We start from the raw sequence: 24922 nt of genomic DNA, 5'->3' as shown, positions 1-24922 counted from the left end.
CATTCCAATATTTCGCATCCTCATAAGACTCTAGTGCACCACCGGCCAATGCCATAGCATCCGCGTAATTCAGGGGTTCACCAAGACTTTTAGGCCTTCACCAATTTCTTTGAGGTGAGCGATGACACTAGCTTCTGGGCATCCTCGAGTAGCTCCTCGGCATGCGCCTGCGCGGTGCCGGATTCCTCTTGGCCGGCGAGCATGCGCGCAAGCTCCTTGACACGGGCTTCCTGATTCAGGCTGATGACATCGCTGGCAGTGTAGCCAGCTCCGGCCTTCGACTTGGCATCTGAATTCTTGATCACACGGATATGCCGATCCGCATAGGCGGCCACCTGGGGCAGGTGGGTCACCACAATGACCTGCACATGCTTGCCCAGCATGGCCAGGCGCTCACCAATGGCCACCGCCGCCTTGCCGCCCACGCCCTGGTCCACTTCATCGAAGACGAAGGTCGGTACCGGATCGACGGCTGCCAGAACGACTTCTATGGCTAGCATGACGCGGGAGAGCTCGCCGCCGCTGGCACCCTTGCCCAGCGGCCGCGGCGAGGCGCCAGCATGCGGGGCCAGCAGCATGGAGATTGCGTCTTGCCCGAAACCGCCGGGTTCTTCCAATTCGCTCACCTCGATGACGAGCTTGGCATCGGGCATCGCCAGGGCCTTCAGTTCGGCCGAAACCTGCGCGGAGAGCTTCTTGGCTGCCTTGCGGCGCGCATCGGAGAGGTCCGAGGCCAGCGAGGAAACCTTGTGCTCCAGGTCGACGACTTCTACTTCCAGCTCCTCGATGCGCGAGTCGTCCCCGCCAAGTTCTTCGAGCCGGGAGCGGGATTCGGCCGCCCAGGCCAGCACCTCATCGATGCTCGGCGCGTATTTGCGCGCGAGCTTGTTCAGGTCGGCACGGCGGGCTTCAATCTGTGCCAAGCGCTCCGGGCCTTCTTCATCGAGGTCGGCCACGTAGGAGGAAAGATCACTGGAGAGCTCAGATGCAATAATTCCCAATTCAGCTGCCCGCTCTGCGAAAGCCGCCAGCACGGTGTCATCGCCGCTGGCCTGGCCCAGCACGCCGCGGGCGGTCTCGGCCAAGGTCGTCACGCCCGGGTTTTCGAAATCTTCGGAGTCGATGATGGCCTGGGCCTGCTGGCAAGCGGTACGCAGGGATTCGATATTGCCCAGCTTCATGGATTGCTCGCGCAGCGACTCGTCCTCGCCGGGCTGCGGATCCAGCGAATCGATCTCGTCCAACGCCAGGCGCAAATTTTCCGCTTCGCGTACGCGGTTGCGCGAATCGGTTTTCAGGCCAGCCAGCTCCTTGGAAGCAGAACGCCACTGGCGATAGGCGCGCTGGTAGCTGCTGAGCGTGCGCGACAGCGAGCTACCGGCAAAGCGGTCCAACGCGTCACGCTGGGCAACAGGTTCTTTCAGGCGGATCTGGTCCGACTGGCCGTGGACGGCAACCAGGTCATGGCCCAGCTCGGCCAGCAACCCGACCGGGGCGCTGCGTCCGCCAATGGTGGCCCGCGAACGACCTTGGGCCGAGAGTGAGCGGGACAGCAGCAGCTCGCTGTTCTCCCCCGCCGGCTCGATGAAGGCACCGGCCTGGCCTGCGGCATCGAGTACGTGGTGATCCGGGGGCAGGTGCACTACGGCTTCGGCCAGGGCATGCTTGGCGCCGTTGCGCACCGCACCGGCATCGGCCCGGCGTCCAAGCAGCAGGGACAGGGCGGTGATCACCATGGTCTTGCCAGCGCCCGTTTCACCGGTGACTACCGTGAGCCCGGGGCCAAGCGGCAGCGTGGCCTCGGTAATCACTCCGAGGTTGGAGATCTGGATTTCCTGAATCATTGCCTGCTCCCGAATGTCGAGTTCAAGTCGTACCGTGCGTTTTTAGTATATGTGTTCTAATCCTATTTTTCGCAACTATGTTCGAGCGGGTGGAGAATTTTTCGCTGATGCGGGCGGTTAGCCTTGGTCCTCAGGCCGTCCCACCATGGGGATCCCCGGTTCATCGCGGTAGTGCGGATCCACGCTTTGCAGCCCCGGCCCGATCACCGGCAATGCCGTGGTTGCCGGACGGCGCGCCTCTTCCTTTGCCGGACCGCGCCAGCCGGTAATCGGCAGTTCGAACTTGTTGACCAGGCGCTCGGAGAACGGAGTGGTGTTCAGCCGGGCCATGTATACCGGCCGATCGCTGCGCGTCACTTCCACGCGGGCTCCCGGCGGCAACTCGATGGTGCGCCGGCCATCGCACCAGAGCACCGCGCCGGCATCGGTACGGGTGAGCATTTCCACGGCCATGATCGAATCCGGGGAAATGACCAGGGGCTTGGCGAACAGGGCGTGCGCGGAGATCGGCACCATGATCAGCGCCGCGACATCCGGCCACACCACCGGTCCGCCGGCGGAGAAGGAATAGGCTGTGGAGCCGGTCGGCGTGGCCATCACTACGCCGTCGCATCCGAAGGTGGAGATCGGACGCCCGTCGACCTCGATCACTACCTCGACCATGCGCTCGCGGTTTGCCTTTTCCACGGCGGCCTCGTTCAAGGCCCATGTTTCGGCAAGGCAGACGTTATCCAGCCACACCTTGACCTCGATGGTCATGCGCTCTTCCACTGTATAGGTCTCATTGACCAACGCCTGGACGGTGGAGGCCAGTTCGCTTCGTTCAGCTTCGGCGAGGAAACCCACATGCCCGAGGTTCACCCCCACCAGCGGCATCGGGGATTCGCGCACCAGTTCCGCGGCGCGCAGCACCGAGCCGTCGCCGCCGAGCACCACGCCCAAGTCGATGTCTTCGATCTGGCAATCCTCGTCGAGCACCTGCACCGAGGGCACAGCCGCGCCGATCGCTTCGGTCACCGCCAGCTGGTCCTTGCGGCGCATCACCGGGATGGCGCCTGCTTCATTGAGCAGGGCGCAGGTTTCGATGGCCGCGGTGATCGCTTCTTGGCGGCCGGTATGGGTGAAAATCAGGATTCGGCGCAAGGCGGTCGGCCCCTCTCAGCTTCGCGAGGTGCAAAATGACCGTGGTTATCGACCACGGCTAAAACACGTCACTACTAAGAATAGTCAACGTCCTGCCCGATGAGCGGCACATCGGCAGGCTGTGGATTCCCGCCGGCGGCCAGCCAGAGGAAGAATTCGACGTTGCCGTCCTGTCCCGGCAGGGGGCTGCGGGCCAAGCCGCGCAGTTGCAGGCCCGCAGCGTGCGCGCTGGCCACGACCGCTTCCACGGCGCTGCGGCGCAGCTGCTGATCGGTGACCACGCCGGTACGGTTCAGATGCTCGCGCCCGACCTCGAACTGCGGCTTGACCATCAGCAGCAGCCCGCCGCCGTCCTTGGTGGCCGAGGCCAAAGCGTCGATCACCAGACGCAGCGAGATAAAGGACAAGTCGGATACTACGAGGTCGACTGGTCCACCAATATCTTCGGGGAGCAGATAGCGCACGTTCAGCCCTTCGCGGACCGTGACGCGCGGGTTTTCGCGGATCTCATCGACCAGCTGGCCATGGCCTACATCGGCTGCGACCACGGACTTTGCCCCGCGGCGCAGCAGCACGTCGGTGAAACCGCCGGTGGAGGCGCCGGCATCCAGGCAGCGCAGGCCCGCAGGATCGATAGTCGCAAAGACATCTAGTGCGCCGGCGAGCTTGTGCCCGGCGCGAGAGACGTACTCCTCGCCCTCGCTGGGCACCAGGGCCAGCTCGTCGGCGGTGCATACCTTCTTGGAGGCCTTGGCAGTCGCCTTCCCGTTCAGCAGCACCCGTCCGGCATCGATCAGCTTGGCAGCTTCGGTGCGCGAGCGCGCCAGCTGACGGGTGACAAGTTCTTGATCCAGGCGATTCACGCGCCGTGCTCCGTACGGTTCAGTTCGTGCTGCAGGCCGGCGAGCAGCTGCTCGTAAATTCCGGCGTGCTCGGTAATGTCGTGGTCGGCCAGCGAGGACAGCGCCTGCTCGACTGCCGCGTCATCCAGCCCGCGGGTGCCGGGGCTCGGGACAGGTTCCTGTGGCTGCATGGCTAGCCCCGCACCTTCCGCAGGGCATCCAGTCCGCGTTCGGTGAACCGGATTTCCGGTTCTTCATGCCGCGACTGGCGCGGGTGGGCCAGCCACCAGGCATGGCAGGCGGCGCGCCAGGCGTTCAGGTCCTGGTCGCTGCCCGTCACTTCGATCGCGCCGTGATCGACCTTGGCGACCGCGTCGCCGACCTGCACGCCGTAGCCGAGCACCTTGATGGTCGGGTAGGGACGGTACAGGTCGGCCAGGGAGTTGATGAGGTAGTTGGGTCGCTGCTCGACCGGAGCGCCCAGCGCGGTGCGCGGGGTGTCGACGCCGGTGAGCACCAGCGCGGTGGAGAACCCTGCACGGAAGCCGCCGAGGATGTCGGTGTCCAGGCGGTCGCCAACGACCAGCGGGCGCTGGGAATCCAGCCGGTCGGCGGCCCGCGCGAACAGGTAGGATTCGGGCTTTCCGGCCACCCGCGGTTCCACGCTGGTAGCCAGCTTCACCGCGTTGACCAGCGACCCGTTGCCCGGGGCCAGGCCCTCGGCGCGCGGGATCGTCAGGTCGGTGTTGGTGGCAACCCATGCGGCGCCGTTATTGATCGCATAGCTGGCCTCGGCCAGGTTCGTCCACGAGATGTCCGGGTCGAACCCCTGGATCACCGCTACGGGTTCTTCCTTATGGGTTTCGACGACTTCCAGCCCGCGCACGGCAATGCATTCGCGCAGGTAGGGGGAACCGACCACCAGGACCTTGGATCCCGGATTCAGTTCGCGGGCCAGCATCTCCGCGCCGGCGTCGGCCGAGCCGAAGACCTGCTCGGCACTGGTCTTCACACCCAGCTGGCGCAGGTGCGCCGCGACCGACATCGGCGAACGCCCGGCATTGTTGGTAATGAACGCCAGTGTGACATTCACTTCCGCGAGGGTGTTCAGCGACTCGACAGCGTCGTCAATGGCGTTCGGGCCAGCATAGACGACGCCATCCAAATCGGAGAGGACAGAATCAAATCCGGAGATCAGCATTCGGTGGTGGTCCCTACTACTTTAGGTATTTGGCTGCTACGCCAAAGCTTACTTCGTCGATTCGTCTTCCACGTCGGCTTCGGCGGCGTCCGTGTCGGATTCGACAACCACGTTCAGGTCATCGTCCTCGTCGATGCCGGTCCGCTCGGCTTCAGGCTCTTCAGCTTCTTCTGCGATCGCGTCGGCGGCCGATTCCGAGGACTCGGAAGGTTCGATCAGATCCTTGGCACGCGGGGTTTCCTCTTCCTCGTCCAGCTCCGGAGCCAGGTCCATGATGAAGGATTCGGTTTCGCGTTCGATGCCCAGGGCGCTTTCGGCAACCTCCACCTGCGCATTCCAGCGCTTCGCGTCTTCTGCACGGCCGGCAGCCGAAAGCAGGTCAGCGTAGGCGGTGAACAGGCGCGGGCTGAAGGAGAAGGCGCGGTTGAAGTTCAGCTGCTCCAGCGACTCCAGCTCAGCCAGCGCCTTGTCCAGCTTACCCAGGTCGGCGTAGGAGCCAGCCGCAACCATCTGCATTTCGACCTTGACGGCAGTTTCCAGGTTGGCGCATTCCTCGGAGTGCGCCAGCTCGATGGCCTTCTCCGCACGGCCCAGGCCGCGCAGCGAGTCGGCGATCAACGGCAGGTTGTAGTCCGAGCCGGAAATGCGGCGGTGGGTGCGCAGCTCACGCAGCGCGTCGGCGTACTTGCCGGCATGGTAGGCGGCAATGCCAACGGCCTCGCGCACGACGGCGACGCGGCCGCCACGGCGCGATGCCGCCAGGGTGTGCTGGTAAGCCAGTTCCGGGTCCTCTTCCAGCAGGCGGCCAGCCATCACCAGGTGCTTGGCGACCCAGCTTGCCGAACGCTCTTCGAGGTAGCGCAGCTGTGCGCGTGCTACACGGTCCAGCTCCTTGCCAGTAACGTCCTCATCGATGTCCGGGGACTGCTCGCGATCGGAGCGGTTCGAGATGCGCAGATCGCCCGGGTTGTGCGCGCGTGGCGCATTCTCGCGCTTGTCGGCAAAGCGGTCCTCGCGTGCTGGACGATCACCCTTGGAACGACGGTCATCGGCGCGCTTGAAGCCGCCACCGCGGTTGTCATCGCGACGCTCGCCACGGAAACCGCCACGGTCATCGTTGCGCTTGAAGTCGCCGCGGTTGTCATCACGCTTGAACCCGCCACCGCGCTTGTCATCTCGACGTTCACCACGGAAACCGCCACGGTCATCGTTGCGCTTGAACCCGCCGCGGTTGTCATCTCGACGTTCACCACGGAAACCGCCACGGTCATCGTTGCGCTTGAAACCGCCATCGCGGTTGTCATTGCGCTTGAAGCCACCACCACGGTTGTCATCACGGCGCTCGCCACGGAAACCGCCACGGTCATCGTTACGATCGCTACGGAAACCGCCACGGTCATCGTTGCGCTTGAAGCCACCGCGATCATCACTACGATCGCCACGGAAGCCACCGCGATCATCGTTGCGCTTGAAGCCACCACCACGGTTGTCATCACGGCGTTCACCACGGAAACCGCCACGGTCGTCATTACGTTTGAACCCGCCACCGCGGTTGTCATCACGGCGCTCGCTACGGAAACCGCCACGGTCATCGTTACGCTTAAAGCCACCGCGATCATCATTACGCTTGAACCCGCCATCGCGGTTGTCATTGCGCTTGAAGCCACCACCACGGTTGTCATCACGGCGCTCACCACGGAAACCGCCACGGTCATCGTTACGCTTAAAGCCACCGCGATCATCATTACGCTTGAACCCGCCATCGCGGTTGTCATTGCGCTTGAAGCCACCACCACGGTTGTCATCACGGCGCTCACCACGGAAACCGCCACGGTCATCGTTGCGCTTGAAACCGCCATCGCGGTTGTCATCACGACGCTCGCTACGGAAACGGCCACGATCATCATTACGCTTGAAGCCACCACCACGGTTGTCATCACGACGCTCACCACGGAATCCACCACGGTTATCGTCGGTGCGATTGAAATCGCTGCGGTCATCGCGACGCTTGAAACCATCGCGGGAGTTGTTGCGGCTTGAATTTGAGTTCCGGAAGTCGCCTCGTCCGTTGTCGGAGTTACGGCGGAATTCGTTAGACATCTAATGTCCCCTTCAGCGGCTATCTCAATACCGCAACCTTCGTGATTGCCTTAGCAAATCACTTCACTATTAACTATTCTGCACGCCATAAAGGCATGTACATCTAACTTCAAGTCTACGGGAGCCACGAGACATACCATAGGGAAACAGGTGCAATGTGGCAAGACACTCAGTCACTCCACTGCCGGCCTGATCCATTGCGGGCCGCGGCAGCGGCCAGCACCCGAATCCCCTTAAACAAAAACAGGCCAAGCACTCATGCCTGACCCCCAAGCCCTCCACGGGTTAAACAGGTGAGGCCCCGGCACCAAACGGTACCAGGGCCTCAAACCCATTATTTAGGTTAAGTCCGGCGGTGACCTACTCTCCCACACCCTCACGAGTGCAGTACCATCGGCGCAATGGGCCTTAGCTTCCGGGTTCGGTATGGGACCGGGCGTTTCCCCCACGCTATGACCGCCGTAACAATCACGAAGCACACAAACCCTACGGTTTGGTGTTGCCTTCGGTGGCATGCAGCAAAGCACGCACAAAGCCAAGTATTCTCGGTTTGAGGTTGTTGTCTCGTAACCGCATAGTGAACGCGAACAGCATTGAAATCATCAGTTCAAATTATTGTTTTATTGTGTGTTGAAAGCCATCGGCCTATTAGTACAGGTCAGCTGCACAAGTCTTCAGTTCTTGCTTCCACATCCTGCCTATCAACCCAGTGGTCTAGCTGGGGGCCTCTCACACACAATGGTGCATGGAAATCTCATCTCGAAGCAGGCTTCCCGCTTAGATGCTTTCAGCGGTTATCCCTTCCAAACGTAGCTAATCAGCGATGCACTTGGCAGTACAACTGACACACCAGAGGTTCGTCCGTCCCGGTCCTCTCGTACTAAGGACAGCCCTTCTCAAATTTCCAACGCGCGCAGCGGATAGGGACCGAACTGTCTCACGACGTTCTAAACCCAGCTCGCGTACCGCTTTAATGGGCGAACAGCCCAACCCTTGGGACCTACTCCAGCCCCAGGATGCGACGAGCCGACATCGAGGTGCCAAACCATGCCGTCGATATGGACTCTTGGGCAAGATCAGCCTGTTATCCCCGAGGTACCTTTTATCCGTTGAGCGACGGCCCTTCCACGAGGTGCCGCCGGATCACTAGTCCCGACTTTCGTCCCTGCTCGAGCTGTCACTCTCACAGTCAAGCTCCCTTGTGCACTTACACTCGACACCTGATTGCCAACCAGGCTGAGGGAACCTTTGGGCGCCTCCGTTACATTTTAGGAGGCAACCGCCCCAGTTAAACTACCCATCAGGCACTGTCCCTGAACCAGATCATGGTCCGAAGTTAGGTGACCGGTACAGCCAGAGTGGTATTTCAACGATGACTCCACCTGAACTAGCGTCCAAGCTTCACAGTCTCCCACCTATCCTACACAAGCTGCACCGAACACCAATACCAAACTATAGTAAAGGTCTCGGGGTCTTTCCGTCCTGCTGCGCGTAACGAGCATCTTTACTCGTACTGCAATTTCGCCGAGTTCATGGTTGAGACAGCGGGGAAGTCGTTACTCCATTCGTGCAGGTCGGAACTTACCCGACAAGGAATTTCGCTACCTTAGGATGGTTATAGTTACCACCGCCGTTTACTGGGGCTTAAATTCTCAGCTTCGCCACAAGGGCTAACCAGTCCTCTTAACCTTCCAGCACCGGGCAGGAGTCAGTCCGTATACATCGTCTTGCGACTTCGCACGGACCTGTGTTTTTAGTAAACAGTCGCTTCCCCCTGGTCTCTGCGGCCCACACCCGCCTCCGGAGAGCACGTCTCCATCACGGGGCAGGCCCCCCTTCTTCCGAAGTTACGGGGGCATTTTGCCGAGTTCCTTAACCATGATTCTCTCGATCGCCTTAGTATTCTCTACCTGATCACCTGTGTCGGTTTGGGGTACGGGCGGACTGGGACCTCGCGCCGATGCTTTTCTAGGCAGCATAGGATCACCGAATCACCCCATAAACGGGGCGCCTATCAGGTCTCAGAACATACGAGCGGCGGATTTGCCAACCACTCTTCCTACACCCTTGGACCAGGTCAATTCCATTGCCTGGCTCGGCTACCTTCCTGCGTCACACCTGTTAATACGCTGACCTCACTGCATCGGTTCCCACCACATCACACAACCAGCAACCCGAAGGCCGCAACAGCCATGATCCGTCATGGTTAGCATCCACAGCTTGGTATGGGCGGTCCTTCGCCGGTACGGGAATATCAACCCGTTGTCCATCGACTACGCCTGTCGGCCTCGCCTTAGGTCCCGACTAACCCAGGGCAGATTAGCTTAACCCTGGAACCCTTGATCATTCGGCGGACGGGTTTCTCACCCGTCATTCGCTACTCATGCCTGCATTCTCACTCGTGTGGCCTCCACCGCTGGTTTCCACCGCGACTTCACCGTCCACACGACGCTCCCCTACCCATCCAAGCACCCAATCGAAACCAGGCTAATACTTGAATGACGCAACTTCGGCGGTGTGCTTGAGCCCCGCTACATTATCGGCGCGGAATCACTTGACCAGTGAGCTATTACGCACTCTTTCAAGGGTGGCTGCTTCTAAGCCAACCTCCTGGTTGTCACAGCAACTCCACATCCTTTTCCACTTAGCACACGCTTAGGGGCCTTAGTTGGCGTTCTGGGCTGTTTCCCTCTCGACTATGAAGCTTATCCCCCACAGTCTCACTGCTGCGCTCTCACTTGCCGGCATTCGGAGTTTGGCTAAGGTCAGTAACCTTGTAGGGCCCATCGCCTATCCAGTAGCTCTACCTCCAGCAAGAAACACGCAACGCTGCACCTAAATGCATTTCGGGGAGAACCAGCTATCACGAAGTTTGATTGGCCTTTCACCCCTACCCACAGCTCATCCCCTCCATTTTCAACTGAAGTGGGTTCGGTCCTCCACACGCTCTTACACGCGCTTCAACCTGGCCATGGGTAGATCACTTCGCTTCGGGTCTAGATCACGCCACTCAAACGCCCTATTCAGACTCGCTTTCGCTACGGCTTCCCCACACGGGTTAACCTCGCGACGTAACACTAACTCGCAGGCTCATTCTTCAAAAGGCACGCCATCACCCAGGAACAAGTCCCAGGCTCTAACGGATTGTAAGCGCACGGTTTCAGGTACTATTTCACTCCCCTCCCGGGGTACTTTTCACCATTCCCTCACGGTACTGATTCACTATCGGTCATCAAGTAGTATTCAGGCTTACCAGGTGGTCCTGGCAGATTCACACAAGGTTTCACGGGCCCCGTGCTACTCGGGTATCAACACTAGAACGGCAGACACGCATTACACCTACGGGACTATCACCCTCTCTGGTCCGGCATTCCAACCGATTCACCTATACGCCTGCACCTCATCCCACCAGCAAGATAGCGCTGGTACATGTCAACCCCACAACCCCGGTGATGCAACGCCTATCCGCTATCACACACCAACCGGTTTAGCCCCATCCGCGTTCGCTCGCCACTACTAACGGAATCACTATTGTTTTCTCTTCCTGCGGGTACTGAGATGTTTCACTTCCCCGCGTTCCCTCCACACAGCCTATACATTCAGCTGCAGGTCACACCACATAACATGGTGCGGGGTTCCCCCATTCGGAAATCCTGGCCTCAACGTCCGGTTATCGACTCCACCAGGCTTATCGCAGATTCCCACGTCCTTCATCGGCTCTTGATGCCAAGGCATCCACCGTGCGCCCTTAAAAACTTCAACACAAATCAAAGTCTCAGAATTGAGCAATAAAACAATCTAACAAAATCACGCAGACAAGACTCCAACACCAACCAGCCCCAGGAAAAGGACCAGCCAGCTCATCTCATCTGCAAGATGCTCGCGTTCACTATACAGTTCCCAAACAACAACCCCGCACCCCCGCAACAACACCCCAAAACCAACACCAACCAAAGGCCAGCATCAATCCAACAGGACATCCTTGCAGCAAACACAGGACAAACACCGAAACACCAAGAACCCCTCACCCAAGCGAACACCACCAGGACCCTCCCCACAGGAAGAACCCCGGCAACCATTCACCAGGAAAGGAGGCTTGTTGCCTCAAAACCCAACAGCATGCCAAACCATACAAACCACACAACACCCACACACCGCTTTCCCACACACCAAGAACAAGCCGAAACTTGATTCTTGCCACGCGTACTCGCAGATGCCCAGCACCATGCAGCCACAGCCAGTACCCCGCACACACCACCAACCCCCACACAAGGAGCCGGCAAAGCATGCACGCTTTCCAGTACTGAGTCCATTGATATTCCACCCATGAGCAACCCACCCGGACAACACTCGTGTCCAGCATGGGCAACCAATAATGGTTAGCTCCTTAGAAAGGAGGTGATCCAGCCGCACCTTCCGGTACGGCTACCTTGTTACGACTTAGTCCCAATCGCCAGTCCCACCTTCGACGACTCCCCCCACACAAGGTGGTTAGGCCATCGGCTTCGGGTGTTACCAACTTTCGTGACTTGACGGGCGGTGTGTACAAGGCCCGGGAACGTATTCACCGCAGCGTTGCTGATCTGCGATTACTAGCGACTCCGACTTCATGGGGTCGAGTTGCAGACCCCAATCCGAACTGAGACCGGCTTTTAGGGATTAGCTCCACCTCACAGTATCGCAACCCATTGTACCGGCCATTGTAGCATGCGTGAAGCCCAAGACATAAGGGGCATGATGATTTGACGTCATCCCCACCTTCCTCCGAGTTGACCCCGGCAGTCTCCCATGAGTCCCCACCACTACGTGCTGGCAACATGGAACGAGGGTTGCGCTCGTTGCGGGACTTAACCCAACATCTCACGACACGAGCTGACGACAACCATGCACCACCTGTGAACCAGCCCCGAAGGGAAACCCCATCTCTGGAGCGGTCTGGCACATGTCAAGCCTTGGTAAGGTTCTTCGCGTTGCATCGAATTAATCCGCATGCTCCGCCGCTTGTGCGGGCCCCCGTCAATTCCTTTGAGTTTTAGCCTTGCGGCCGTACTCCCCAGGCGGGGCACTTAATGCGTTAGCTACGGCGCGGAAAACGTGGAATGTCCCCCACACCTAGTGCCCAACGTTTACGGCATGGACTACCAGGGTATCTAATCCTGTTCGCTCCCCATGCTTTCGCTCCTCAGCGTCAGTAAATGCCCAGAGACCTGCCTTCGCCATCGGTGTTCCTCCTGATATCTGCGCATTTCACCGCTACACCAGGAATTCCAGTCTCCCCTACATCACTCTAGTCTGCCCGTACCCACCGCAGATCCGAGGTTGAGCCTCGGACTTTCACGGCAGACGCGACAAACCGCCTACGAGCTCTTTACGCCCAATAAATCCGGATAACGCTTGCGCCCTACGTATTACCGCGGCTGCTGGCACGTAGTTAGCCGGCGCTTCTTCTGCAGGTACCGTCACTTTCGCTTCTTCCCTACTGAAAGAGGTTTACAACCCGAAGGCCGTCATCCCTCACGCGGCGTCGCTGCATCAGGCTTTCGCCCATTGTGCAATATTCCCCACTGCTGCCTCCCGTAGGAGTCTGGGCCGTGTCTCAGTCCCAGTGTGGCCGGTCACCCTCTCAGGCCGGCTACCCGTCGTCGCCTTGGTGAGCCATTACCTCACCAACAAGCTGATAGGCCGCGAGTCCATCCCCCACCGATAAATCTTTCCACCACAAAACATGCGTTCCATGGTCATATCCGGTATTAGACCCAGTTTCCCGGGCTTATCCCAGAGTCGGGGGCAGGTTACTCACGTGTTACTCACCCGTTCGCCACTAATCCACCCAGCAAGCTGGGCTTCATCGTTCGACTTGCATGTGTTAAGCACGCCGCCAGCGTTCATCCTGAGCCAGGATCAAACTCTCCATAAAAAATAAAAAGCCACCAGCAACCCCTTGGAAAAGAAGGGCGAAGCCGATGAAGTCCTGGCGAATAATAAAACACTCAAGAACACTGCACGGGGGTGCAATGCCTCAAGCAAATGTTATGTATTCACCAAATAAAAATATTCGGTATCAACAAACTTGGCACACTATTGAGTTCTCAAACAACAAACACTCTCGACACCACACCAGCCACCCTTTGATGGCCACTGCTTCGCTCCGGAGCAACTTTTCCAGCTTACCACCGCGTTGACCATTGTCAACTCGGCGTTTCAGGCTGGTTCACCCCGCTGTTTCCGACTCGCCTTTTCAGGCCGTCCGGATCAGCGGCGCGAGATAAAACTCTACACGCATCCCACCACGAAGCAAAATCAGCCAGCAGGCTTGTTTTCCCTTATTATTTCGAGCTTGACTAGGAATTTTGCTAGTTTGGTACAACAAAACCGCCAGAAAAGTGTCTTGGTTCACAAGTTTTTCTGGCGGTTTCGTGTATTGCAGCTGTTCGCGGGCCTTACTTGACCAGTTCAGCCACTGCCATGTTCTTCTTGCCGCGGCGCACGATCGCGTACCGGCCATGCAGGAAGTCCGACTCGGCCAGTTCGGTTTCGATGCCGTCGACCTTGGCGTTGTTCACGTAGGCGCCACCTTCGGCTACCGTGCGGCGCGCTTCGGACAATGACTTGCTCAGGCCCGATGCCACCAGGACATTCAGGATGCCCAGATCGTCCGCGGCGACCTTTGCCGAAGGCAGCTCGGCGATGACCGATTCCAGGGTTGGAAGATCGATTGCGCCAAGATCGCCATTGCCGAAGACCGCAGCCGAAGCGGCGATCACTTGTTCGGTGGCCTGCCTTCCGTGGACCAGGGAAGTGACCTCCCAGGCCAAGGTGCGCTGGGCGACGCGCTTGAACGGGCGCTCGGCAACCTCGGTTTCCAACTCCGCAATCTGCTCGCGGGTCAGGAAGGTGAAGACCTTCAGGCGGTCGATCACGTCGGCGTCGGCGGTGTTCAGCCAGAACTGGTAGAAGGTGTACGGGCTGCACATCTCGGCATCCAGCCAGATGGCGTTGCCCTCGGACTTGCCGAACTTGGTGCCGTCGGAGTTAGTGATCAGCGGGGTGCCGTAGGCGTGAACCGAGGTGCCTTGGACCTTGCGGATCAGGTCGGTGCCGCTGGTCAGGTTGCCCCACTGGTCCGAACCGCCGGTCTGCAGGGTGCAGCCGTACTGCCGGTTCAGCTCCAGGAAGTCGTAGCCCTGCAGCACCTGGTAGGAGAACTCGGTGTAGCTGATGCCCTCGTCGGAGTTCAGGCGCGCGGCCACGATCTCCTTCTTGATCATGGTGCCCACGCGGAAGTACTTGCCCACATCGCGCAGGAAGTCCAGGGCCGACAGCTGCTGCGTCCAGTCCAGGTTGTTGACCAGTCGCACCGCGTTCTCGCCCTCGGCGGAAAGGAAGCGGGAAACCTGGGCCTGGAGCTTGGCGACCCATTCGGTCACGGTTTCCTTGGTGTTCAAGGTGCGCTCCGCGGTCTGCCGCGGATCGCCGATCAGGCCGGTGGAACCGCCCACCAGTGCCAGCGGCTTGTGGCCGGCCAGCTGCAGGCGGCGCATGTTCAGCAGCTGCACCAGGTTGCCCAGGTGCAGGGACGGCGCGGTGGGATCGAACCCGCAATAGTAGGTCACAGATTCTTCGGAGAGGGCTCGTTCCAGCTCGGCTTCATCGGTGGACACGTGTACCAGGCCGCGCCACTTCAATTCCTGCCAGACGTTCTCGAAAGATGCGTCGTTGCTCTGTCCCGCAATCACGGGATTCTGCTTCGTATCAGACATGCTCACTGTGACCATTTTCTGTCTTCGTTCTGCCCCGAGTGCACGCATTTTCCTGCGTACACCTGTGATCGCGCCGGGAGTTGGGGTTGCGTTCCCGGCACACAGGTTCAAGGTTATCGCCTGCCGGCGGGCTCGTGCCACTTGCCCGGCCCGTCCCTTGGTCACATCTGCAACCGCGCGGGCCGCTAGGCTTCCATGCCCTCGGGCAGGTCGCGGGTGTGGACCACGTGCAGCCGCTGGGTGGTGCGGGTCATCGCCACATACAAGTCGCCGACGCCGCCGTCGACCTCGTCCACCAGCTCGGCAGGTTCCAAGATCAGCACGCCATCGAATTCCAGGCCCTTGGACTCGCGCGCGGTGATCACCACGATGTCCTGGCTCAACCCGCCCGAGCCACTGCCGACGCGGTCGCCGTAGACCTGCTCCACCGCCGCGCGGATGCGGGCCAGGTCCTGCTGCGGCACGATGATCGCCTGCAGTCCCCCGGCCGAATACTCCAGTTCTTCGCGCAGCGCGGCCAGCACCGCCTCCTGCACTCCGTCGGCCGTGGTGCGGGTCAGCACCGGCGGCCAGTCGCCCTCGCGGACCGCCTGCGGGGTGGTGATGCGCAGGCCGGCGGCCTGGGCAACGCGCACCGCCGCGTCGGCGATCTGCGCGGGGGTGCGGTAGTTCACGGTCAGTTCTTCGAGTTCGAAGCGGTCGCCGAAGAACGGCTCCAGGGCCTGGGACCAGCTGCTGGCGCCCGAGGCGGCCGAGGTCTGGGCGATATCGCCGACGATGGTGAAGGACTTCATCGGGCAGCGGCGAATCAGCAGGCGCCACTGCATCGGCGAGAGCTCCTGCGCCTCGTCGACGACGATATGCCCGTAGGCCCAGGTGCGGTCGGCCACCGCGCGTTCGGCGGCGGTGAGCCGCACGGCGGTTTCCTGGTTCACCCCGGCTACCTGCTCCGCGGTGACCACGCCGTCGATGCCGGCGTTTTGAAGCATCGTGTGCATATTGCGCAGGGCGGCCTTGGCGTTCTCCACATCGGCCTCGTACTGGGCGGTGCGGGCGCCTTCCAGCGGGTCGGCGAAGTCGCCGAGCAGCCCGGCGGCCTCGTCCAGTAGCGGCACGTCGGACTCGGTGAACGGCGAGCCGGCCCGGCGGTACAGGGCATCGCGTTCGTGCTCGGCCAGATGCGGCGCCGCGGCGGCCAACAGGTGCGGGGTGGCGAACAGCTCGGCCACCAGTTGCTGAGGGGTCATCGGCATCCAGCACAGGTTCAGCGCCACGCGCACATCGTGCGATTCGCGCACCTCCTGCGGCAGGTAGGAGCGGTCGGTGGTCGAGGACTGCCCGGCCGATTCCTCCAGCTTGCGGCGCAGCTGCTCGGCCAGCTCGCCCACCAGCACCTTGACGAAGGTCTCGCGAGCCTCGTTGTACGGCTTGCGGGTGTGGCGGGCCCGTTCGCGCGCGTTCTTGACCATCTTCGGGGTCAGCGTCAGGCGCGTGCCCTCCACCACCAGGGTCCGGTTTTCCGGGATCAGCCGCTGGCGGTTGTGCACCGCGTTGGCGATCACCTTGGCCATGGACAGCTGGCCCTTGAGCCGGGCGACGGTGCGGTTGGCTTCCGGCACGGCGCGGATGCCGTGGTAGAGATCGCCCACCGAGGACATGACCACGCCGGTCTCGCCCAGCGAGGGCAGCACGCGCTCGATGTAGCGCATGAAGGAGTTGGAGGGGCCGACGATCAGCACGCCGGCGTTCTTCAGCCGATCGCGGTATTCGTAGAGCAGGAAGGCCGCGCGGTGCAGGGCGACGGCGGTCTTGCCGGTGCCCGGGCCGCCCTGGACCACCACTGCCCCGGGCAGCTGTGCGCGGATGATCGCGTCCTGCTCGGCCTGGATGGTGCCGACGATGTCGCCCATGCGGCCGGTGCGCTTCTCGCGCAGGGCGGCCATCAGCGCGCCTTCGCCGTGGTGCGTGTGCCCCTCGTCCAGCCAGGTCTCGTCGAGCACGTCGTCCTCGATGCCTGCCACGGACCGGCCCTTGAGCATCAGGTGGCGGCGGCGGCGCACCCCGCGCGGATTCAGCGCGGTGGCCTGGTAAAACGGGGCGGCTTCGCTGGCCCGCCAGTCGATCATCAGCCGATTCAGGTCCTCGTCGGACAGGCCGATGCGGCCGATGTAGCGCGGCGCGGCCGCGGAATCGGAGTCGCCGGGCTGCTGTTGCCGGCCGTTGGCCGCCATGTCCAGCCGGCCGAAGACCAGGCGGTCCTCGACGGCGTCGAGCTGGGCGATCCGGTCCTCGTAGAGGGTGGCGAAGGAGTCGCGTTCGGACATGTTCTGGAAGGTGCCCACGGCCCCCTGGGCCCGGGTGCGCTCCAGCTGCTCCAGCTTTTCGGCGCGCAACTCGTCCAGCCGCGCATACAGGCGGCCCACATACTCGGATTCAGCTAGCAGATCGGCCTCGATGGTGTCGGTCAACCCAGTTTCCCCTCGCGCTCAAGATGTGCCCGTGCGCAGGGCGCAGGGCCCTGCGTGCAACGGTTCCCGCGTGAAAACGCAGGACAGATAATGATACGCGCCTTTTGGCCCGCGCAAGTAATCCCGGGCACCGCTGCCCGTGCGCCGCCCGGGCCCGCCAGAGGGTTGTTCGCCAGCGGCGTGGAACCGTGGCGGATTGTTACCCGCCCACAGGGGTTCAGGAATGCACGACCTGCAAGGACACCACCTGCTGCCCCTCCAGCTTCGCGCGGCCATCCAGGCCATCGAGTTCCAGCACGACGCCAACGCCGACGATCTGCGCGCCGGTCTGCCGGAGCAGGCGGACCGCCGAACCCACGGTGCCGCCGGTGGCAAGCACGTCGTCGAGGATCAGCACGCGGGTGCCCGGGGCGATCTCGTCCTTGTGCACCTCCAGGCAGCTGGTACCGTACTCCAGGGTGTACTCGTCGCGGTAGACCTCGCGCGGCAGCTTGCCTGCCTTGCGGATGGCCAGCATGCCCTTGCCCGAGGCGTAGGCGGCCGCCGCGGCCAGCACGAAACCGCGCGCTTCGAGGCCCGCGACGATGTCGAACTGCCCTTCGAAGGGGGCGATCAGCTCGTCGACCATGCGGCGCAGGCCGACCGGGTCGGCGAAGACCGGGGTGAGGTCCTTGAAGGAGATCCCCGGCTGCGGGTAGTCGGGCACGATCTCGCACAGTCGGTCCAGCAGGTCGCCAATGCTCTCAGAAGTAGTCACGTCTGCCAATTTTAGTCCCTTTGCGCGCTGCTTTTCCCACGACCGTGCATAATCATGAGCACATTCCGGGTGGCCCCGGCGCGGTGCGCCCGGTTCTAGCGGGCCATCAGCCGATCGCTGGGCCAGGGCAGCAGCTGCGGATCGGCGGCCGAATCGGCGGCCGCGGTGACCTGCACCGGTCCGGCTGCCGGGCGTCCAGCCATCCAGGCGGCCAGATCGAAATCCGTGCCCGAGAGCACCCAGGATTTCGAGCCGTTCCCGAGCACGATCGGGGTCTTCCCATGCGGCTGCAGCACCAGGCGGGTTCCTTCCGGAACGCGGGCTTCGAGCGCACGGAACAGGTGCGCGCTGAAGGCCGCCGGCCAGCTGGCGGCCGGGCGGACAAATTCGTCCAGGTCGGTGGCGTGGATCAGCATCTCGCGCCAGGTCGCGTACATCAGGTCCTCGACCGTGGCGCCTTGGCGGTACCCCACCGGCTGCTCCCAGAGGTCTTCGACGCCGGGCAGGACGGCGCGCAACTGGGCCAACCCGTCGGCGGCCAAGGCACGCAGGGATTCGGGGCGGATCAGCGCGGTCATGTTAATCGCCTCGATCCGGCCCTCGGCGCCGCCGTCGTACATCGAGGGCAGCTGGTCCGCTCCGGCGTGCTCGAATTGGCGCACGGCGGCCTTCGCGAAGGAGGCCAGGTGCGCGATCAGCTGTGCGGTGCTCCACCCCGGCAGCGAGCTCGGCTTGGTGTACTGCGTGGCCGGAACCTCGCGCAGCTGCACGGTCAGCTCGTCCAATGCGGTGGTGACCTGTGCGATCAGTTCGGCTGGGGCCAGGAGTTGTGTCATGAAGCACACTCTAGCGCGAACCGGGTGCAAGTGCGCAAGGGCAGGATGCCGTGGTTGAAACGGCAGCGGCCGCCGGGCGGGATTCTTCCCGATCGGCGGCCGCTTGCAGCTTCGCTCAGGCTGCGTGCCCGGTGCTACTTGGCCCAGTCCTTGATCTGCGCCAGCTGGCGTTCGAACTCTGCCAGCTGCGCCGCGACGGCACTCGGGGCGGTGCCGCCCTGGCCGTTGCGGGCGTTCAGCGAGCCCTCGGTGGAGAGCACCTCGCGCACTGCAGGGGTCAGGTGCTCGGAGATGCCGGCGTAGTCCTTGTCAGTCAGGTCCCACAGTTCCACGCCGCGAGATTCGGCCAGCTGCACGGCCGCGCCGGACAACTCGTGGGCGTCGCGGAACGGCACGCCCTGGCGGACCAGCCATTCGGCGATGTCGGTGGCCAGCGCGAAGCCCTGCGGGGCCAGCTCGGCCATGCGCTCGGTGTTGAAGGTCAGAGTGCCCATCATTCCGGCGACCGCAGGCAACAGGAGTTCCAGGGTGTCCGCGGCGTCGAACACCGGCTCCTTGTCTTCCTGCAGGTCGCGGTTGTAGGCCAGCGGCAGCGCCTTGAGCGTGGCCAGTAGCCCGGTCAGATCGCCGATCAGCCGGCCTGCCTTGCCGCGGGCCAGCTCGGCGATGTCCGGGTTCTTCTTCTGCGGCATGATCGAGGAGCCGGTGGAGAAGGAGTCATGCAGCTTTACGAAGCTGAATTCTTTGGTGGCCCAGAGGATGACTTCTTCGCTCACGCGGGACAGGTCCACGCCGATCATGGCGGCGATCCAGGAGAATTCGGCGAACACGTCGCGGGCTGCGGTGCCGTCGATCGAGTTGTGCACGGCGGAGTCGAAGCCCAGCTCGGCGGCGACGAAGTTCGGATCCAGGCCCAGGGTCTGGCCGGCCAGCGCACCGGAGCCGTAGGGCGAGACGGCAGCGCGCTTGTCCCAGTCGATCAGGCGCTGCACGTCGCGCAGCAGCGGCCAGGAGTAGGCCAGCAGCAGGTGCGAGAGCAGGATCGGCTGGGCATGCTGCAGGTGGGTGCGGCCTGGCATCGGCGCATACGGGTGCGCTTTGGCCTGCTGGACCATGGCGTCGAGGGTGTCGATCACGCCGCGGGCGATGATCCGCGCGTGGTCGCGCAGGAACATGCGGCCCAAGGTGGCAATCTGGTCATTGCGCGAACGGCCGGCGCGCAGCTTGCCGCCCAGGGTGGTTCCTGCGCGCTCCAGCAGCCCACGCTCCAGCGAGCCGTGGACGTCCTCGTCGGTGGGCGCCGCAACGTAGGCCTCGGAGAGCACATCTGCTTCCAGCTGGTCCAGCGCGGTGATCATGTCTGCCAGCTCGGCATCGGTGAGCAGGCCAGCGCGATTGAGCACCTTGGCATGGGCGCGGGATCCGGCAATGTCGTAGCTGGCCAGGCGCCAGTCGAAGTGGGTGGACTTGCTCAGCGCTGCCATTGCATCCGCTGGGCCGCCGGAGAAGCGACCGCCCCAGAGCGATCCTTCATTTGTTGACGAGGCCATGGCCCGTTCCTTTCTGCCGGTAAAAAAGTTGCACTGCACCCAACTCTAGCAAAACTTTATGCAATACAACTCATATTTATGCAAAGTTGTGCCGATTCATGCATTACATGATTTCCGCCGTGGCGTGCGCGGCGAGGATCGATGGAGTTCTGGAACACGCAGGAAACCTTATGTTTTGCCTCTTCCAGTCCTCAGCGCCCGGGCGTATGGTGTGAGCATAAAGCCGATACGGAACGTTCTTCGGAGGTACCAAATGGAAATCCAGCTGTACCGGGGCGATATCACCACCCTGAATGTTGATGCCATCGTCAATGCGGCTAATCCTTCGCTGCTCGGTGGAGGCGGCGTCGATGGCGCCATCCATACAGCTGCCGGCCCCAGCCTGCTGGCCGCCTGCCGGGAGATTCGCGCCAACCGCTACCCCGACGGGATCCCCTCGGGTATTGCCGTCATCACCAAGGCCGGAAATCTGAGGGCCAAGTGGGTCGTGCACACCGCGGCTCCGAATCTGGCACTGATCAAGCCGAACCCGAAGATCCTCGATGACTGCTTCGTGAACTCCCTCTACGTCGCGGCCCGCCATGAGGCCCACTCGGTCGCGTTCCCGGCGATTGGCGCAGGTGCCTTCGGATGGGATCCCGAACAGGTTGCCGACATCGCCCACGCAGCTATCAGCCGGTGGGTCGAGACCAACAAGCACATTTCACCGATCCACAAGATCATTCTGGTGGCCCATACCGACGAGGTACAGGCAGCTTTCGAGCGCGCATTCTCGCTTGACGCCGTGGAGGAACTTGCCGCCTGATCGCCTCCCGACGGGCATCAACGCACGAAAACTGCCGCGCACTTGGTACCGAGTGCGCGGCAGTTTTGCCAGGTCAGGCAGCTAGGTTCGGGCGAAATAGGCGTTGCGTTGCGGCAGTTGCAGCGGATCGAGGTGCTTGGGCAGGATGATGTGGGGCAGTCCCCTGACCTTGACCACTTTCAGGTAGCCACTGTGGACCATGGTGTGGTGCGCTGCGCACAGCGGGCAGCAGTCCTGGAGCCGGGTCCGGCCTCCCTTGGCCCATGGCCTGAAGTGGTGGAATTCGAGCAGGGCCGGGTCCTGCGTGCAGCCAGGGACCAGGCAACCGCCGTCCCGGTCGCGGGCGGCAAGCTTCATCCAGCGCGGGAAGTACCTGGCGTCGCGGCCGATGTCCATGACCATCCCGTCAGCGTCGTAGATCGGGCTGAGCACTTTCGCTTCGCAGAGCATGGTGCGCAGCTGCGGCGCTGGGATTTTCACGCCGTGGGCGCTGACGCCGGTGAGCGATGCGAGATCCTGGAGATCTTCGAGGTGCGCGTGCACCACGATTTCGGGGATGATGCGTTGGCCGTTGCTTTCCCTGCCAGTATGGCGCAGGATCGCGTTCAGCGCGTTGAGTCGGCGTTCGGGCACCGAGCAGGTGTCCGGCAGCCCCGGTAGCTGGTCCTGCGGATTCGGCCTACCCGGCGGGTCCGGATCCGGATGGGCATCACCTGACGGGGTTTCGCCTGGCGGGGATTCTTCTGGCGGGGCATCCGGCTCAATGCCCGCCCAGTCCGGGGCAGGTTGGCCGCTGTGCCAGAGGCGGTCGGACGCCTCGTCCTGCCCGGTCGTGCCATTGCGCGCTGGCCGATCGTTCCCGCGGCCAGGCTCGTCGGCGGCTTCTGTTCCGTTGCGGGCGGTGGGCTGCCCGGTGGCCGCTGGACCGCCGGCATCTCCGGGTTGCTGATTTGAGCTGCTGTTGCCGGAGCGTTGGCCGTCTGCCGGGTCATCGCTGGCGGCATCTGCTGCGTCTGCGGCTTGGCGGGCGGCGGCCCCGGCCTTGGTGCGCTTGTTGTCGGCCTGCGTGATCAGCCATTCCCAGAGTTCCGCGTCGATCTCCCGCACGCGCACGATGAATTCATGCACGCCGTTGACCACCTTGCCGCGGAAAAGGCCCAGTTTCGGGGTCTTGCCCTGAGCGTGCGCGTCCTTGTAGTCCTTGATCAAGCCGTTGATGCGCTTTTGGCGGATGCGGATCCGGTCTTCCTTCAGGTGCGCGGCGGCGTGCTCCTCCAGCAAGACGCCGTCGGCGGCCCTGGCGGTCGCCGCGGTGGGCAAGCCGTCGAAGGTGGTGTCTTCGGGTTCGAACTTGTCCAGCGCACGGGCGGTTTTCAGCACTTCGCGCGGGTCCGGGGCGTTGTGCAGCTCCGGCAAGGCCCAGGCGGCGGGCGCGGACGACGCCGCGGTACTCGTGCCGGCGGTGGCCGAGCCGGCATCCAGCAGGCCGGGGGCGGGGGCTGCGAAGTGCTCGGCGATCAGGGTGAAGCGCGGGGCGCAGGCGGTGCCGGAGATGTCCTTGCGGGCGTGGACCAGGTGGGCGTCCTTGACGCGGCGGTCGGCCTCGAAATAGTTCAGGTCCAGCAGCTGCGAGAGCACGGTGGCGGCATCCAGGTAGACGGTGCGGCCGGGCGCGAATTGGGGCGGGGCGCTGAAATCGGTGGTGCCCGCGCGCAGGTGGTCGAATTCATCGAGGTCCAGGGCGTGGGCGGCGGTGGTTTCGACCAGGCTTGCGGCGATGATGAGGGCGCGGGTGGCTTGCTGGCCAAAGGCTTCGGTGAAGTGGGCGTGGGCCAGGGCAAGGCGCGGATCGGTGCTGCGCGAGGCCTGGGCGCCGAGGTGCTGGAACAGGTTCAGGCACGCGGCCTCGGCACGCAGCAGGCTGGCCGCATCCAGCGGGGTTCCGCTGGCCAGCTGCTCTGCGGTGCTGGCCAATACGGCTCCCAGGCCGGTGGCCGGCTCGGCAGGCCCTGCGGTGCCTTGGGTGCCGGCGTGTTCGTGTTGTTCCATGCACCGATCCTCCGGCGCTACGGGGGCGGGCATGGCAAAGCCGCCGCGAACTGTGGACAAGTTCGCGGCGGCTTGGGCGCTAGCGCCTAGCGGGGCTCTGCCAGCTGCAGGAAGCGGGCGGCGACTTCGGCGCCGCCGTCGACCGCGCGGGTGGTGAGCATGATGGTGTCATCCCCCGCGATGCAGCCCAGGATCGAGGGCATCTGCGAGTGGTCGATGGCCAGGGCCAGCAGGTTCGCGGCGCCTGGCGGGGTGCGCAGGACCACGATGTTGCCGCTGGCTTCGGCGGTGACCAGCTGCTCGGCGCAGATCTTCGCCAGGCGCGCGTCGAGCACTTCCTGGGTGATCGCGGTCTGCGGGGAACGGTCCCCGCCCTCCTGGCGCACCGCGTAGATCAGCTGGCCGGAGTTGTCGCGGATGCGCACCGCGCCGATTTCCACCAGGTCGCGCGAGAGCGTGGCCTGGGTGACTTCGAGCCCGTCCTCCTTGAGCAAGCCCAGCAGCTCGGCCTGGGACTTGACGGAGTTGTTTCCCAAGAAGGCGCGGATGCGGGCCTGGCGGGCGGTCTTGGTGCTGGGCTGGGCGGACATCCTAGAGCTCCACCCGGTCGTCTTCTGCCAGGCCTGAAGCGACCATCAGCCAGGTCATGACCGCCTTCTGCGCGTGCACGCGGTTCTCGGCCTCGTCGAACACCACCGACTGCGGGCCGTCGATCACCTCCGCGTCGATCTCGTAGCCGCGGTAGGCCGGCAGGCAGTGCAGCACGATCGCGTCGTCCTTGGCCAGCTTCATCGCTTCGGCGGTCACCGAGTAGCCGGTGAACAGCTTCAGCCGTGCTTCCTTCTCGTCCTCCTGGCCCATGGAGACCCAGGTGTCGGTGACGACCACGTCGGCGTCGGCGAGCGCGGCGGCGGCATCGGTGGTGATCGTGACCGATCCCCCGGTTTCCGCGGCGCGCTGCTGCGCGGCCTCGACGATGCGCGCCTCGGGCAGGTACCCCTCGGGACCGGCGATGCGCACGTGCATGCCGGCGGTCACCCCGGCCAGCAGGTAGGAGTTGGCCATGTTGTTCGCCGCGTCGCCCAGGTAGCTCATGGTCAGCCCCTTGGTCTTGCCCTTGTGCTCGCGCACGGTGAGCAGGTCGGCGATCAGCTGGCAGGGGTGGTAGTCGTCGGACAGCGCGTTGATCACCGGCACCGAGGAATTCGCGGCCATTTCCTCCAGGCCCGACTGGGCGAAGGTGCGCCACACGATGGTGGAGACCATGCGCTCAAGCACCTTGGCGGAGTCGGCGATGGACTCCTTGTGGCCCAGCTGCGAGTCGGCGGAATTAATGATCAGCGGGGAGCCGCCCAGTTCGGCGATGCCGGCGTGGAAGGAGACCCGGGTGCGGGTGGATGTCTTGTCGAAGAAGACCGCGACGGTCTGCGGGCCGGCGTACGGGGTGTAGCCGTATTTGTCGGCCTTCATCGCCGCGGCCAGATCCAGCACCTTGGACTGCTCGTCGGGGGTGAAATCCAGGTCGGTCAAGAAGTGGCGGGTTGCGCTCATGGGGTGATTCCTTTGC

15 protein-coding genes, 3 rRNA genes and 1 pseudogene are annotated in these 24922 nt (G+C 62.9%); 1 reads left to right on the top strand and 18 read right to left on the bottom strand.

Annotation, left to right across the window (positions count from 1 at the left end):
• Positions 1-89: 89 nt before the first annotated feature.
• The 15 genes and pseudogenes from recN to argH all read right to left on the bottom strand — a co-directional run bounded on the left by recN (position 90) and on the right by argH (position 20501).
• Positions 90-1844 carry a DNA repair protein RecN gene (recN, locus tag JOE62_RS07160; RefSeq protein WP_204721469.1) on the bottom strand — a complete coding sequence of 585 codons (1755 nt, stop codon included), beginning with the start codon at positions 1842-1844 and terminating at the stop codon, positions 90-92.
• A gap of 117 nt (positions 1845-1961) precedes the next feature.
• Complete coding sequence (locus tag JOE62_RS07155) at positions 1962-2987, bottom strand: NAD kinase (RefSeq protein ID WP_204721467.1); 1026 nt, start codon at positions 2985-2987, stop codon at positions 1962-1964.
• Positions 2988-3061: 74 nt separating this feature from the next.
• Positions 3062-3850 carry a TlyA family rRNA (cytidine-2'-O)-methyltransferase gene (locus JOE62_RS07150; RefSeq protein WP_204721465.1) on the bottom strand — a complete coding sequence of 263 codons (789 nt, stop codon included), beginning with the start codon at positions 3848-3850 and terminating at the stop codon, positions 3062-3064.
• Positions 3847-4020, bottom strand: a complete 174-nt coding sequence (locus JOE62_RS07145; RefSeq protein ID WP_204721463.1) for a hypothetical protein — start codon at positions 4018-4020, stop codon at positions 3847-3849. The genes JOE62_RS07150 and JOE62_RS07145 overlap by 4 nt, the downstream gene beginning before the upstream one ends.
• A 2-nt stretch (positions 4021-4022) precedes the next feature.
• Positions 4023-5030, bottom strand: a complete 1008-nt coding sequence (locus JOE62_RS07140) for an HAD-IIA family hydrolase (RefSeq protein WP_038990318.1) — start codon at positions 5028-5030, stop codon at positions 4023-4025.
• Between the two features lie 48 nt (positions 5031-5078).
• Positions 5079-5843 (bottom strand): tetratricopeptide repeat protein, encoded by a 765-nt coding sequence (locus tag JOE62_RS07135; RefSeq protein WP_204721461.1) that lies wholly within the window; start codon positions 5841-5843, stop codon positions 5079-5081.
• Between the two features lie 165 nt (positions 5844-6008).
• Positions 6009-7130: pseudogene (locus JOE62_RS16750) on the bottom strand (hypothetical protein); the annotation flags it as partial.
• 347 nt (positions 7131-7477) lie between these two features.
• A 5S ribosomal RNA gene (gene rrf / locus JOE62_RS07125) occupies positions 7478-7594 on the bottom strand.
• Between the two features lie 163 nt (positions 7595-7757).
• Positions 7758-10892: ribosomal RNA gene (locus JOE62_RS07120) — 23S ribosomal RNA — on the bottom strand.
• Between the two features lie 629 nt (positions 10893-11521).
• Positions 11522-13047 (bottom strand): 16S ribosomal RNA (locus tag JOE62_RS07115).
• The 16S, 23S and 5S rRNA genes sit together here, the layout of an rRNA operon.
• A gap of 523 nt (positions 13048-13570) precedes the next feature.
• Positions 13571-14890 (bottom strand): tyrosine--tRNA ligase, encoded by a 1320-nt coding sequence (gene tyrS / locus JOE62_RS07110; protein WP_239543247.1) that lies wholly within the window; start codon positions 14888-14890, stop codon positions 13571-13573.
• 185 nt (positions 14891-15075) lie between these two features.
• A complete protein-coding gene (locus JOE62_RS07105; RefSeq protein WP_204721457.1) occupies positions 15076-17358 on the bottom strand; it encodes a HelD family protein in 2283 nt (760 codons plus the stop codon).
• 217 nt (positions 17359-17575) lie between these two features.
• Entirely contained in the window at positions 17576-18124 is a 549-nt protein-coding gene (locus JOE62_RS07100; protein WP_204721456.1) for an adenine phosphoribosyltransferase, read from the bottom strand.
• 86 nt (positions 18125-18210) lie between these two features.
• Positions 18211-18951: a maleylpyruvate isomerase family mycothiol-dependent enzyme gene (locus JOE62_RS07095; protein WP_204721454.1), complete on the bottom strand. Its 741-nt coding sequence runs from the start codon at positions 18949-18951 to the stop codon at positions 18211-18213.
• Between the two features lie 134 nt (positions 18952-19085).
• Positions 19086-20501: an argininosuccinate lyase gene (argH, locus tag JOE62_RS07090; RefSeq protein ID WP_204721452.1), complete on the bottom strand. Its 1416-nt coding sequence runs from the start codon at positions 20499-20501 to the stop codon at positions 19086-19088.
• Between the two features lie 253 nt (positions 20502-20754).
• Here argH and JOE62_RS07085 point away from each other — a divergent pair, with 253 nt between their 5' ends.
• Positions 20755-21306, top strand: a complete 552-nt coding sequence (locus JOE62_RS07085) for a macro domain-containing protein (RefSeq protein ID WP_204721450.1) — start codon at positions 20755-20757, stop codon at positions 21304-21306.
• Between the two features lie 81 nt (positions 21307-21387).
• Here the strand turns inward: JOE62_RS07085 and JOE62_RS07080 are convergent, their stop codons facing one another.
• From JOE62_RS07080 to argF, 3 genes are all read right to left on the bottom strand, one after another.
• Entirely contained in the window at positions 21388-23355 is a 1968-nt protein-coding gene (locus tag JOE62_RS07080) for an HNH endonuclease signature motif containing protein (protein WP_204721448.1), read from the bottom strand.
• Positions 23356-23441: 86 nt separating this feature from the next.
• On the bottom strand, positions 23442-23945 hold the full coding sequence (locus JOE62_RS07075; protein ID WP_038993670.1) for an arginine repressor: 504 nt from the start codon (positions 23943-23945) through the stop codon (positions 23442-23444).
• Between the two features lies 1 nt (position 23946).
• Complete coding sequence (gene argF, locus JOE62_RS07070) at positions 23947-24906, bottom strand: ornithine carbamoyltransferase (protein WP_204721446.1); 960 nt, start codon at positions 24904-24906, stop codon at positions 23947-23949.
• Positions 24907-24922 lie beyond the last annotated feature (16 nt).

The sequence above is a fragment of the Glutamicibacter nicotianae genome (genome assembly GCF_016907615.1).
Lineage (GTDB): Bacteria > Actinomycetota > Actinomycetes > Actinomycetales > Micrococcaceae > Glutamicibacter > Glutamicibacter nicotianae.
This window is presented reverse-complemented; position numbering and strand designations above follow the sequence as displayed.